Below are 14,229 nucleotides of genomic sequence, written 5' to 3'. Positions count from 1 at the left end.
TTTTCTTTGGCTTCATCAGCCAAACGTTGCTTTTCTTTGGCTTCTTCGGCAAGGCGTTGTTGTTCTTTGGCTTCATCAACAAATTTTTGTTTTTCATTGTTAAAATATTCATTACTGATTTCATTATTTTTCCAAATGACTTGGCGCCAATTATTATGTTTATCAGTAGATAAACCATAAATAATTCTTCCATCGTCAGTAATTGAATGTGCTTCAGAATCATTACCTTCGTCAAGAGTTCCTAAATCGTACATTTTTTCATTTAAGTAAAGAAAGCCATGACGATGAAACATAATAAACGCTTCTGGGCCTCTTTTTGATGAATCCTTTGGGATAGTATCGTAATTATAATGATCCGTTTCAGACCATCCCACGATATATTTCCCATCAGCTGAGATATCCATGGCTCTTGCATTTCTAAATTGTGTTTCACCTGCCTTTTCAGAAAGGTTACCTATATTCTTCAGTTTATCGTTCGAAAAATCATAGAGCAGTGCATGGCTAAAAAGTGAAGAGGATTTTTTTATGCTATGAGGCAGTTTTATTTCATAATCAGCATGCCAAATTTCGCCCCAACCAACACTATAATTGCCATTTTCTGAAAAAGCAGTTAGTTTGGATGAACCAAAATCAGAGTAGTTCACTTCTTTTATTGGGCCTTCTTTTTTTGCAATAAAAGCTACTTTAGGATATCCAGCATCAATGAGTTGTTTTTTAGATAGTTTTCTATTGAGTTGACCAATAATTACCTGAGCATTATCACTTACTTTTTGGATATCAACATTTCTTTTCTTTATTTTATCTAAAAATGGAGGAGAGGTTATTTCTAAAAGTAAGCGGTCTTTTTCAGGGTGCTCTGGTAAATAATGGTTAATATTTTCAATGCTAAGGATAAAACTTTCTTTTTTAGCTATATCGTATATATGTAAATTTTTTTCTTTTTTTGAGGAATACAAAATAAAGTTACCATCTTTAGTAAGATGATGAATATTTATCTTATTATCTAGGATTGTAAATATATTATTTTTACTATTGTAGATAAAAGTATGACATAAAGGATAACCTGAGCAATTATCCATGTCATAATTTATCTCAGTTAACCTTGATTTAGACGCTGTAGCATAACCAACAATAACTTCACCATTATAAGAGCTTCTATCTAGATAAAGGGTATCTAATCGTTCATCGCTCCCTTTATTTATTTTCTTCCGAGTTATACCGCCATCTGTGCTGATAAATAATTCACTGGGCAGAATGCTTTCATCAAAAAATGATGAATTTCTTATGTTGTAAGAAGGGTGCTCTTTTTGAATTTCATTATTTATATTATCTGCAAGAGTATTATACTTTAAAAGCGTATCATCATCTATGGCAGTATAAATATAGACACTTCCAAAGGAGGTAACTAGTCTCTGGTTATAAGTACCCTTATCTAATATTTTACCATGTCTATATTTAATATCTTCATATTTCTTCTCGCGAAGTTGATAGTATTGGTTTGCATTATTTGAAATACTGAAAGGTTTATAAATTGAATTACCCATATCTTTTATATTATAATTAGCATGAGAATTAATTGGAAATATATATATTGAGTATGTTATCAATAATATTGACTTGTATTTTATTTTCATAGCAGGAGCCCATAAAGAGATTTTCTAAATGAGATTATCTTCTGAGTTAATTAAAGTCAAATAGATAAAATTATATAATTATTGCATCCAATAGGAGTAAGTTATTATATATTAATAAACATTTGGTATTTTAATTGAATTAATGTTTCTAGCTTTGAATTCATTCATTAAATTAATAACTTCTTTTTGAGAAGTTGCACGCCAATTACCAGCCTCACCATATACTCCATGCTGATGAAAAGCATTAATTCTAATTAATATGGATTCACCAAGTGAATTAATAAATTGAGAAAGTAATTCAATATTTTCTAAATAGTCAGTTTTCTCGGGTATATATAAAAGGCGTAATTCTGTAAGTAAATGATTATTAGCTAACCATTTTATTGATTCTTTAATTCGCTGATTACCTCGACCTGTTAAATAAATATGAGTATCTTCATTCCAACTTTTTAAATCAATCATAGCACCGTCCATATAAGGGGCGATTTTTTGCCAGCCATTAAGTGAAAGTGTGCCGTTACTGTCGATTAAACAAGTAAGATGCTTAAGATCCGGTGCTTCCTTGATTGCCTTAAAGTAATCAATTAAAAAAGGAAGTTGTAATGTAGATTCACCACCACTTACTGTTACGCCATTAATAAATGCTGCATATTTACGGGTGAGCGCCATTAATTCATTGACAGTATAAGTTAACGTCATCGGGCTTGATTGACGTGGGCATTGCTGAATACAAGTATCACATTGTTCACAACTGGCGCTGTTCCAATTTATCACACCATTTTGTAATGAAAGTGCTTGCTGTGGGCAAGCTGGAATGCAGTCACCACAATTGTCACAGATCCCCATGGTGTAGGGATTGTGACAATTTTTACAGCGTAGATTACACCCTTGTAGGAAGATGGCCAGACGATTGCCTGGGCCATCAACACAAGAGAAGGGGAGGATCTTACTTATCGAAGCGCATCTGCTGTTCATGACTGATAACTCGTGGTTTACGTTCAGTAATATGACAGTTTGCTGTGGCTTCATCACCTAACCAAGTGGTATTTAGGCGAGAGCCTTCTTCTTTATACTTTTTCAAATCAGATAAGCGAACCATATAACCTGTCACACGGACAAGATCATTTCCGCCCACATTGGCAGTAAATTCTCTTAATCCAGAAGAGAACGCGCCTAAGCAGAGTTGCATTAGGGCATCAGGGTTTTGTTTGATCGTTTCATCAACCGTTAAAATATCGCTGATCCCTGAGGTATAAAATTGATGATGAGGTGCAACCGTCATTAAATGGGTAACAGGATCGGGCTCTTTACCATAAGGAATACGAGTCGCAGGTGTTGTGCCAATATCTGAACTAATACCCGATTGAGCATGTAGCATAGCTCTGTGTTTCCAACCATATTTCACGGGTGTTTTGGTAACAAATTGGGCCAATTTTTCACTGATCATATAGCTAAGTTTGTTGGCAGATTCATTATCACCATAAGCGACATTTTTACCTTCTTTTTCAAGTAAAAGTGCTACTGCTTCTGCCATGCCATAGATCCCAAACATAGGGGCAAAACGATCAGGTGAGATTAATCCTTCTTCAACTAAGAAACTCTGTTTAAAGAAGTTAGATTTTTCATAGAGAAACTCACAACGAGCATCAATGATCTCAATTTGTTTTTGCATATAAAAAGGCAATACATTATCAAGAAAATCGGGGCTATTTTGGCTACGCTGTGCAACCTCTTTGAGATTTATGCGCACTAAGGTGCTACCTCCACCACTTTGAGGCAAAGAATTATAACAACTCACAATTCCGTATTCATCTTTGCCAAATACTGCATCTTGCAACGTACCATTAGCAATGTGAGGTTTACTACTGTGGCAAATATTGGTGATAGCTTGGTGAAGTAAATCAGCAGGCGTTGATTTCGCATCATAAATAAACGTGAGATTAGGTGCGACTTGCTGAAGCTCAACATCCACTTTAAGAATGAGACGTGTAAGGACAGAGTCTTCTGGGCCAATATTGGCGTGCATAAAGGCATCTGGTAGCGTTCTATCAAGATAGCGCCAGAAGCGTTTTAATTTAGGGTAAAGCTGTTCTTCGGTAAGGTTGCCAACATAAGGCAGTAAGATTTTATCAATGCGGCCTAAGTAAACAGGCATAGAGGTTACAGAAGGAACATGATGATAAAGAATAGTCAGCATGTTTAAGGCATCGTCAAAATCTTGCGCAGGTTCTAGTTCTAAATAGCGAGAGCCTTGTGCTAAAAACTTCGCATAATCAGGCAAGACATAACGTGGTTTATAAGGGGCGTGACCTTCATACATATCACAGATAACCCGTTCATTAAGCGCTTTAGCTGCATCCTCAGGAAGTGAGGGATAAGGCAACATATTTTCAGCTTCTAAAGCGAGAAAATGACGTTTTTGTTCAGGGGAAAGGGTTGGGTTTTCTACGATTTGTTGACAACGTTGGATAACAGATTGTTCAGTCATAACCACCTCAGTACTCAAAGAGCCAGAAAAAGATTTAAAACTTATCTTTTTAGGTTAATGACTTGGTGAGAATTTACCGTGACTTTAAACAAAACCCCTTTAAAGATTAAGGAAATAGCACGAAAATACGTATAAATTAGATATATCTAATTTAAATTCTGGTTAGCCAGAAATAAAAAAAGTGAGTTCAGCTAATGAATGACTCAACCCACTTAGTGACTTCTCAATAGAATAAAAATTATGACTTTTCTATTTTATTTTCCGCGTCGTTATCTTCCTCAGTAGATCCTTTTTCTTCATTACTCTCGTTTTCTTCAGTCTCTTCTTTTTCAGTACGAGGCGGTAAATTGGCGGTTAATAAATAAGGAGATTGTTGCCAATGAACGGGGGTTAGTTGAAGAAGGTTATGAGAAAGCAAAAAGCCAATCGCAAGCGCAACTAATAACATTACACGTAATAAATTTGTTGTGTTATCGACTTGGCTTGATTCAGTGACAAGTTGATGAGTATCCAGCGTAAGCCTTAAAAAGCCTTTGGGTTTATCTTTACCCGGCACAGGCACAACGAGTTGGTGATTAAAAGAACCTCCACTTTTTTGCCCTTCTAGTGCTAATCGCTCTTTAACAGTGACATTTTCACCACTATGCGCTATTTGTGTACCATCTTCTAAATAAAGACTGGCATCAAGCACCCGACTATCGTGAGTCAGATGATTTAAATTAGCCATAATGAGGGGATTTACGTTATCTTTGCTACTGTCATCTATATAAGTGGATAAAGAGAACGCAACTTGTTCTGCCAGCGTTTTTGCAAGTTCTTCAAACTGAGTAATGCGGGCGTGCTGATTTGCACGGCTAAAATAAGACGCGCCTTGCATAAGAAATGCCAATAGTGCGATACAAATCAGTATAATCGCCGTTTTTTGTAGTTTGAATTTTAGTTTGTCTTTAAGCATGTTCATCCTTTTGCGTGAGCAAGTATGTGCATGTTGCCAGATGAGCCAGAGATAGAATAGGCTGAATAACGATTATTTTGTTCAGACAGGGGAAAACAGGAGAATAAGTATGTCAAATAGTCTGACCTATTGCTATTTACCGGATGAAATCCGTAAATGGCCAGGTCTGCCGTTGTCACTCAGTGGTGAAGAGGTAATGCCACTAGATTACCGTGCTGGAGATAGTGGGTGGTTACTTTATGGACGGGAACTTGATAAGAAAAGAATAAGTGAGTTCCAACATAAATTGGGTGTGGCAATCGTCGTGGTTTCTTCATGGCGCATTGATGATTACCAAGTTGTGCGTATTGCAGGCAGCCTAACTCGCCGGATCCGCCGTTTATCCGATGAGTGTGGCCTAGATGTCGTTCCGCTAGGTGAAATTCCTCGTTTACGTTCTCCTGGGCTTTTAGTGATGGATATGGATTCAACGGCAATTCAAATTGAATGTATTGATGAAATCGCCAAACTAGCAGGAGTGGGAGATAAAGTTGCTGCGATAACAGAGCGAGCAATGCAAGGTGAAATGGATTTTAGTGAAAGCTTAAAACTGCGTGTTGCTGAACTTAAAGGTGCTGATGCTTCTATTTTACAAAAAGTGATGGATGATCTGCCTCTTATGCCAGGGTTAACGAGTCTAGTTCGAAAGCTTCAGGCGATGGATTGGCATATTGCTATCGCATCTGGCGGTTTTACTTATTTTGCTGATAACTTAAAACAAAAATTACGTTTAGTGGCTGCTGTTGCTAATCATCTTGAAATTAAAGATGGCAAACTAACGGGTAAAGTTAAAGGCCCGATTGTTGATGCGAAATATAAAGCACAAGTCCTTGCACGTTTAGCCAAGGATTTAGAGATCCCAATAGAGCAAACCATTGCCATTGGGGATGGTGCAAACGATCTTAAAATGTTGAGAAAAGCAGGGCTTGGCATTGCTTATCATGCAAAACCTAAAGTGTATGCTCAGGCAAAAGTGGCGATCCGCCACGCCGATCTAATGGGTGTATTGTGTATTTTAAGTGGTGGTTTAAAACACGAAGAGCGCTAATGGTGTTTTTCTAAAATAGTTATTGTTGGGAGAGAAGTGTGGCAAAAGCAGCAAAAAGAGCCTTTGTATGTAACGAATGTGGTGCAGATTACCCTCGCTGGCAGGGGCAATGTTCTGCTTGTCATGCGTGGAATACAATTACAGAAGTGCGCCTTGCCGCAGCCCCTTCTTCACGCAACGAGCGTTTTAGTGGATTTGCGGGTGATGCAAAAGGTGTTAGTCGTGTTCAAAAATTATCGGAAATTAGCCTTGAAGCATTACCTCGATTTTCCACAGGGTTTAAAGAGTTTGACCGCGTACTAGGTGGTGGTGTTGTTCCCGGAAGTGCCATTTTAATCGGGGGAAGCCCCGGCGCAGGTAAAAGTACTTTATTGCTACAAACCATGTGTCGTTTAGCGACTGAAATGAAAACACTGTATGTCACGGGTGAAGAGTCGCTACAACAAGTCGCTATGCGCGCTCATCGATTAGGTTTACCAACAGCAGAACTGAATATGTTGTCAGAAACCAGTATTGAACAGATTTGTTTAATTGCCTCACAAGAACAACCTAAATTAATGGTGATTGACTCTATTCAAGTGATGCATATGGCGGATATTCAATCTTCGCCGGGCAGTGTTGCTCAAGTCCGTGAAACAGCCGCATATCTGACTCGTTTTGCTAAAACTAATGATGTTGCCATTATTATGGTAGGCCATGTGACAAAAGATGGCACCTTGGCTGGGCCTAAAGTGTTGGAACACTGTATCGACTGCTCAGTTATGTTGGATGGTGAAACAGACTCTCGTTTTCGTACTTTACGCAGCCATAAAAACCGTTTTGGCGCCGTTAATGAATTAGGCGTTTTTGCCATGACAGAGCAAGGATTACGAGAGGTGAGCAATCCCTCTGCTATCTTTTTAAGTCGAGGTGATGAAATTACTTCAGGTAGTTCTGTGATGGTGGTGTGGGAAGGTACAAGGCCTTTGTTGGTGGAAATCCAAGCGTTAGTTGACCACTCAATGTTATCTAATCCACGGCGTGTTGCGGTGGGATTAGAGCAAAATCGCCTTGCTATTTTACTTGCCGTTTTACATCGCCATGGCGGGTTACAAATGTCTGATCAAGACGTTTTTGTGAATGTAGTTGGTGGGGTAAAAGTCACAGAAACTAGTGCAGATTTAGCCTTGTTATTATCATTAGTATCAAGTTTTCGTAATCGCCCTTTACCGCGTGATTTAGTGATATTTGGTGAAGTGGGGCTTGCGGGAGAAATTCGACCTGTACCTAGTGGACAAGAGCGCATTGCAGAAGCTGCAAAACATGGATTTAAACGGGCAATTGTACCTAGTGCAAATATGCCGAAAAAAAATCCCCCTGATATGAAAGTATATGGTGTGAAGAAGCTGTCAGATGCGTTATCTGTCCTTGATGATTTGGAAGATTTCTAAAGGAGAAAAGTATGGGTTCTTTTGATTATATCAAACAGGCTATCAGAAAAAATGGATATACTTTACAACAAGTTGCTGATAAAAGTGATATGACGAAAGGCTATCTTAGCCAATTGATTAATAATAAAATCAAGAGTCCCAGTGCTCAAAAGATGTCGGCATTACACCAATTTCTAGGGTTAGAATACCCAGTGAAAAAGAAAACTATCGGTGTGATTTTTGGCAAATTTTATCCTCTTCACACCGGACATATTTACTTAATTCAACGTGCTTGTAGTCAAGTCGATGAATTACATGTCATTTTATGTCATGACGAGCCTCGTGATAAAAACCTCTTTATCAACAGTGCGATGTCACAGCAACCTACGGTCAGTGATAGATTACGCTGGTTATTACAAACCTTTAAATATCAAAAGAATATCCGTATTCATGAGTTTGATGAATACGGTATAGAGCCACAGCCTCATGGTTGGGAAATGTGGAGTGAAGGGATCAAAACATTTTTGCGTGAAAAGCAGATAACCCCTGATTTTATCTATACCAGTGAACGGGAAGATGCGGATCAATATAATGCTTTCTTGGGTATTGAAACGGTTCTGATTGATCCTGAACGCTCATTTATGAATATCAGTGGCAGTCAAATCCGCCAAGCGCCTTTTAAATATTGGGAATATATTCCAACAGAAGTAAAACCCTTCTTTGTGCGCACAGTAGCGATTTTAGGTGGTGAATCCAGCGGTAAATCAACGTTAGTGAATAAGCTTGCTAATATTTTCAATACGACAAGTGCATGGGAATATGGTCGTGATTATGTGTTTTCTCACCTTGGTGGTGATGAAATGGCATTACAATATTCCGACTACGATAAAATTGCATTAGGGCATGCTCAATATATTGATTTTGCTGTTAAATATGCAAATAAAGTCGCTTTTGTTGATACGGATTTTGTCACAACGCAGGCATTCTGTTTGCGTTATGAAGGTAAAGAGCATCCTTTTGTTCAAGCTCTGATTGATGAATACCGTTTTGATTTAGTTATTTTGCTAGAAAATAACACGCCATGGGTAGCCGATGGTTTGCGTAGTTTAGGGAGTGATAAAGATCGTCGGCGTTTCCAAACCTTGTTAATGGAAATGCTCGATAAAAACAATATTGAGTATATCAAAGTTAACTCCCCTGATTATGATGAACGCTTCTTAAGTTGCGTTGAATTGGTCAGAGAATTATTGATGATGCAATCAAAGCATATTGAGTAAAAACATAAATATAAAACGCCTTCAAGGGCGTTTTATATTTAAGAATAAAAATAATCACTGCCCTCAAAACGCAATGTTTTTTCTTCCTGAGTAAACGCCTTTTATTCTTTATCACTGATGACTTATCAGAACAAAATCACTTACCAAAAGATAAAAATATATAAAAAAATCCGTTAAATAAGCTATCTGCGTAATAATGCTATTTTTTTCAATAAGGTGAAGAAGGTTACTGAAAATTAATGCGGGGATCTCTATGATAGATAACAGGTATAGATTTATCGGTGTGTATTTCTTTTGCCATTAGGTGTGAGGAGTCACACTCTCTATCTTCATTCGCTCAGATGAAGAAGCAGACTATTTTTCGTAAAAGGACAAGATAATGGCGCAACCTTCCCGTGTTTCACTTCATATCAAGAAAACAGTCATTTCGTTAGCGATTGCTGCTTTAGGTTTTACTGTCTCATCAAATGCATTGGCTTATCAAAAAGTTCATCAACCGGATAATAGCTATCAGCAATATGTTTCTCAGCGTCAGGTGGTTGATAGTTTGATACAAGATGCATTAGAGGCATTTAAGTCACCTGCACGTGTTTCTGATGCTGGATTTACGGGAAAGCTGCCATCAAATATGGAAATTGTGGCGCAAAAACTGCAACAAGCTTATAAGTTAGAACCTTATCGTTTAGATTTACTGTTTAGTACGGCGAGTGCTTATATTTATAACAATGATGTTTCTCGTGCAGTTACGATTTATAAACAGATTTTAGAAGCCGCTCCTGATGATATTGATGCGTTAATTTATGTGACTTCGTGGACACGTTTCGAAGGTAAAGATAAAGAAAGTGAAGCCTATTTCACTAAATTAAAATCATTAAATCCGGCGAAAGCGGATGAACTCAAACGTTTCTTTGCTGAGATAGATCGTGTCAGCAAAATGCCGTTAAGTGATAAATTAACGCAAACAGATTTGGCAAAACTAAATAAAACCAAAGATAACAATGCGATTGTGACATTGGGTTATGCATTGAATCCTGATGGTACAATGAATAAAATCTTAATTGAACGTCTAAATAAAACCTTAGAAGTCGCTAAACAATTACCTGAAGCCATGATTATCGTGACGGGTGGTGTGCCTAAAGCACATCAAACAGAAGGAAAGTTAATGGCGGATTGGTTGGTGAAAAATGGTATTGCACCAGAGCGTATTCATCAAGAGAACTATGCGCGTACAACCGTCGAAAATGCATTATTTAGCCGCTATGCCTTAACCAAACATCGTATTAAAACAGCCGTTATTATTAGCTCTGGTAGTCATGTTCGTCGAGCTGATGCGATTTTCACGCTTGCAAGCTGGCAAAGTGGCCCAAGTGATATTTCTTATCTAACTGTTGTTGCACCGGATAAGCCATTAGCTGAATTACAAAAGGCAAGTAAATCAGATATACAAGGTATCTATCGTGATGGCTTAAAAGCGCTAGGATTATGGAGCTTCCGTAGCTATCCATTAGAAGAGCTTTAATGGGGGCATTTTAACGTTAATTAACTTAGCAAAATCTGCCATAAACCTTCGCCCAATACGGGCGGAGATATAAAAAAGGAAACCTCCCCAATAACAAAAATGATTGAGGAGGTTTTTATTATTTTTCCCTGAGGAGTCAAATTTATTATAAATTTGTACACGCTTAATTTTTATTGAATTGATAACAATTATCATTACTATTGATTCTCACAATAGTTAATAATGAGAAATAAAGTGAGAATTCTTCTGATGATATGCGCATTGATGGCCTCTTTTCCCAGTTTTGCTGGTTGCTTAGCAGTAACTGAAAATAAAGAAATGACAGGTCAGTTTGATAACAACAATACGTTGTGTTTTACCGCTCATTTAGAAAGCCAACGTTATGTTGAATTAAACGTAAAAGGGATACAAAACCTACGGTTAGAGAAACAAGATGGCACTCATATTCGTAGCTTGTTAAAGGATATTCCTGCTGATGGGCAACAGAAAGTACGCTTTCTATTACCTGAAACGACAAATTATCAATTGGTTGCACAAGGCGAAGCTAAAAAGCAGTGGCAATTCACGCTAACAACACAGCCTTATCAACCGGTAGATAAAGATGCAGGTATTGCACCAACAAGTCCCCGTTTACAAACACTCGCCAAACAACTTGATCAACAAAATATTCAGGCATTTTGGCAACAAATACGCCAAGAAGGTGCTCCTCTGATTGAGCCTTATGATAATGATAAAAAGCGAGTGACTTTTTTATGGCAAGGTGCAAAAAAGAATGTTTATTTATTAGGATCACCCGATGGTAATCATGATCCGTTAACCCATTTAGCCAATAGCGATATTTGGTATCGTAGTTATATCGTGCCTAACGACACATTAATGCAATATAAGTTAGCCCCTGATGTGCCTGTTATTGAGAATGCAGAACCCTTTGAGCAACGTCGCGCGATCTTAACCACAGCACAAGCCGATCCGTTTAATTCCCAAAATTCTCCAAGTCAATCTGAGGATATCTATAATCACTTTTCGTTATTGTCGTTAGACAGTAAACGTGAATGCCAATTGCCCGATATTCTTGATAGAACAATGAAAGGCAAGACAGAGATTGTTCGTTTTCACAGTGAGATCTTAAATAATGATCGTGAAATCGCACTTTATCTACCTGCCCAAAAAATGGAAATACCACGGATCTTGGTCTTATTTGATGGACAAATTTATCGTCGCCAATATGGTATTGATCGGTTTTTTGATAAACAGATCGAGGAAGGTAAATTGGCACCTATGATGATCTTATTTGTTGATAGCATTGATAGCGATCGCCGTAGTGTTGAATTACCGCCAAACCCTGATTTTTACCGTTTCTTAGCAGATGAACTATTTGTTTGGCTAGAAAAAGAGAAGGGTATTCACGTATCTGGAGAGGAAACGATGGTATCAGGGTCAAGTTATGGCGGATTAGCGTCTTCATGGGTCGCATTTAATCGCCCTAATCGTTTTGGTAAAGTGCTGAGTATGTCCGGTTCTTATTGGTGGGCACCTGAAAATGAAGAGCCTGAATGGCTTATTAGACAATTTGAGCAAGCAGATAAAAAGCCATTGCAGTTTTTCTTAGAAGCAGGGCTATTTGAAAGTCGTGGTGATAAAGGGGGGATTTTAAATAATAATCGCCATCTTAAGCAGGTTTTAGAGCAAAAAGGCTATCCTGTTAAATCACTCGAAATGGCCAGTGGGCATGATTATATTTCTTGGTGTGAAACCCTGTATTTGGGCGCAAAAGCATTAACCCAAGAGAATGACTAGTTTAAGATCTCGCCTTAACAATATGCTTTAATACAACAGAAGCTTATATACGCATTCGCGGTATAAGCTTTTTGTTTGTCATCAACTTGTCATAAAGCTGTCATCGAAATCGCTTTTACTCTTCATTTCTCTGTCATTTAACTGCCGTAAGCTTTTCCTGACTTAAAACATTAATCCTGTTTTTTTTATTTTAGAGTGCAAGGAAAAAGCTATGTCTCATCGTTACCAACGTTCTATTTTATCCGTTATTGTAACAACGCTATTAGCTGGTGCGAGTTTCTCTTCTTTTGCTGCTCCCATTGCTGCTGATGCAATTTTGGCACAAGATCGCGCAGCAAAAGGTAATATCACGGAATTTGGCGGCGCTCGCCGTATGACTCAAGATCAAACTGAAGCATTAAAAGCAGCTTTAAATAATAACCAAGCAAAAAATGTGATCCTCTTTATTGGTGATGGTATGGGGGATTCTGAAATCACTGTTGCACGTAACTACGCTGAAGGTGCGGGTGGCTTTTTTAAAGGTATTGATGCGTTACCGATAACGGGTCAATACACACACTATTCATTAGATAGAAAAACACAAAAACCTAACTATGTAACCGATTCGGCAGCCTCAGCAACGGCATGGGCTTCTGGTGTGAAAACCTATAATGGTGCATTAGGGATTGATGTATTTGGTAAGGATCACCAAACCATTTTGGAATTAGCAAAAGCCAACGGAAAGGCAACGGGGAACGTGACTACATCTGAAATTCAAGATGCGACACCTGCCGCACTATTTTCTCATGTCACTGGACGTAAATGCTATGGTCCAGTTGAAACCTTAGAAAAGTGCTCAACTAATGCATTAGAAAATGGCGGTAAAGGTTCTATCTCTGAGCAATTATTAGTGACTCGTGCAGACGTTACATTAGGGGGCGGAGCGAAAAGTTTTGCTCAAACTGCGGCTGCGGGAGAATACAAAGGTAAAACGTTAGAGCAACAAGCTATTGAGCGTGGTTATCAAATCGTGAAGGATGCAAAATCACTGGATGCGATTACGCTGGCAAACCAAGATAAACCTGTATTAGGTTTGTTCCACGAGGGCAATATGGCTGTTGCGTGGGAAGGTCCTAAAGCGACATATCATGGTAATTTGAACAATCCACCATTAGAGTGCAAACCTAACTCTAAACTTGATCCAAATGCGCCAACACTGGCACAAATGACCAAAAAAGCGATTGACCTACTGAAGACCAATGAAAAAGGTTTCTTCTTACAAGTCGAAAGTGCCTCTATTGATAAGCAAGATCATAATGCTAATCCTTGCGGACAAATCGGTGAAACGGTTGCATTAGATGAAGCAGTACAAATTGGCTTAGATTTCGCTAAGCAAAATGGTGATACTCTGATTATCGTGACTGCTGACCATGCCCATTCAAGCCAAATTATTGAAGCGGATGTGAAATCAAGTGGATTAACACAAGCGCTTATCACTAAAGATGGTGCTGTAATGGTGGTGAATTACGGTAACTCAGAAGAAGGATCCCAAGAACATACTGGAGCTCAGTTACGTGTTGCTGCTTATGGTCCACACGCTGCCAATGTGGTTGGGTTAACTGACCAAACAGACTTGTTCTTCACGATGCGTGATGCAATGGGTCTGAAATAAATTTAAGCTGAATTTATAGTCTGTCTGAACTTGTAGTCGAATTGCCTTACTAAATTGTTGTATTTTCGCGCGACTTAGAGAGATACCCTCTGGTCGCGTTTTTTTATTAATAATTTAGTCCATTTAAAATAAAATGATAATAAATCAATAGGTTATTTACAGTCTGATTTTGAAAGTTACACATTCTCTGCTATAATTAACAGAATTTACAAATTAATCTATGTAATATTCTCAACTTCTCCATTGATTATTGTACTTAAGTTGCAATATCTTTTTGTCTAATAACGCTTCACGTTATTAAGGCATTACCCGTAAAAATCTTTTCTCAGATAGATTATCTGCTCGTGGTCTTTCTCTTTTTTATGAGATTGAAGGAGAACAGAGTCAAACAAACAACGATAAAAATAAGGTT

The 14,229-nt window shown here is 38.0% G+C and carries 10 protein-coding genes; 6 read left to right on the top strand and 4 right to left on the bottom strand.

Going from position 1 to position 14,229, the window contains the following annotated elements:
* From DK857_RS10030 to DK857_RS10015, 4 genes are all read right to left on the bottom strand, one after another.
* Window positions 1-1,634: hypothetical protein (locus DK857_RS10030; protein ID WP_227003151.1), on the bottom strand; the 1,634-nt coding region annotated here is incomplete at its 3' end.
* Window positions 1,635-1,745: 111 nt separating this feature from the next.
* Window positions 1,746-2,609, bottom strand: a complete 864-nt coding sequence (locus DK857_RS10025; protein ID WP_109394190.1) for a YjjW family glycine radical enzyme activase — start codon at window positions 2,607-2,609, stop codon at window positions 1,746-1,748.
* Window positions 2,581-4,122 (bottom strand): YjjI family glycine radical enzyme, encoded by a 1,542-nt coding sequence (locus DK857_RS10020; RefSeq protein WP_109402089.1) that lies wholly within the window; start codon window positions 4,120-4,122, stop codon window positions 2,581-2,583. The genes DK857_RS10025 and DK857_RS10020 overlap by 29 nt, the downstream gene beginning before the upstream one ends.
* 238 nt (window positions 4,123-4,360) lie before the next feature.
* Window positions 4,361-5,077, bottom strand: a complete 717-nt coding sequence (locus DK857_RS10015; RefSeq protein WP_098941880.1) for a YtjB family periplasmic protein — start codon at window positions 5,075-5,077, stop codon at window positions 4,361-4,363.
* Window positions 5,078-5,186: 109 nt separating this feature from the next.
* On the opposite strand from DK857_RS10015, the gene serB reads away from it, so the two are divergent.
* From serB to phoA, 6 genes are all read left to right on the top strand, one after another.
* Window positions 5,187-6,164, top strand: coding sequence for a phosphoserine phosphatase (gene serB / locus DK857_RS10010; protein ID WP_075672712.1), 978 nt, complete (start codon window positions 5,187-5,189; stop codon window positions 6,162-6,164).
* A gap of 38 nt (window positions 6,165-6,202) precedes the next feature.
* Window positions 6,203-7,594, top strand: coding sequence for a DNA repair protein RadA (radA, locus tag DK857_RS10005; RefSeq protein WP_075672711.1), 1,392 nt, complete (start codon window positions 6,203-6,205; stop codon window positions 7,592-7,594).
* A gap of 11 nt (window positions 7,595-7,605) precedes the next feature.
* Entirely contained in the window at window positions 7,606-8,850 is a 1,245-nt protein-coding gene (gene nadR / locus DK857_RS10000) for a multifunctional transcriptional regulator/nicotinamide-nucleotide adenylyltransferase/ribosylnicotinamide kinase NadR (RefSeq protein WP_109394187.1), read from the top strand.
* Between the two features lie 379 nt (window positions 8,851-9,229).
* Window positions 9,230-10,369: a YdcF family protein gene (locus tag DK857_RS09995; protein ID WP_109402088.1), complete on the top strand. Its 1,140-nt coding sequence runs from the start codon at window positions 9,230-9,232 to the stop codon at window positions 10,367-10,369.
* 264 nt (window positions 10,370-10,633) lie between these two features.
* A complete protein-coding gene (locus DK857_RS09990; RefSeq protein WP_227003150.1) occupies window positions 10,634-12,166 on the top strand; it encodes an alpha/beta hydrolase-fold protein in 1,533 nt (510 codons plus the stop codon).
* A 211-nt stretch (window positions 12,167-12,377) separates the two neighbouring features.
* Window positions 12,378-13,817, top strand: a complete 1,440-nt coding sequence (gene phoA, locus DK857_RS09985) for an alkaline phosphatase (RefSeq protein WP_109394184.1) — start codon at window positions 12,378-12,380, stop codon at window positions 13,815-13,817.
* Window positions 13,818-14,229 lie beyond the last annotated feature (412 nt).

Source organism: Proteus terrae (assembly GCF_003144325.1).
In the GTDB taxonomy this organism is placed as follows: domain Bacteria; phylum Pseudomonadota; class Gammaproteobacteria; order Enterobacterales; family Enterobacteriaceae; genus Proteus; species Proteus terrae.
This window is presented reverse-complemented; position numbering and strand designations above follow the sequence as displayed.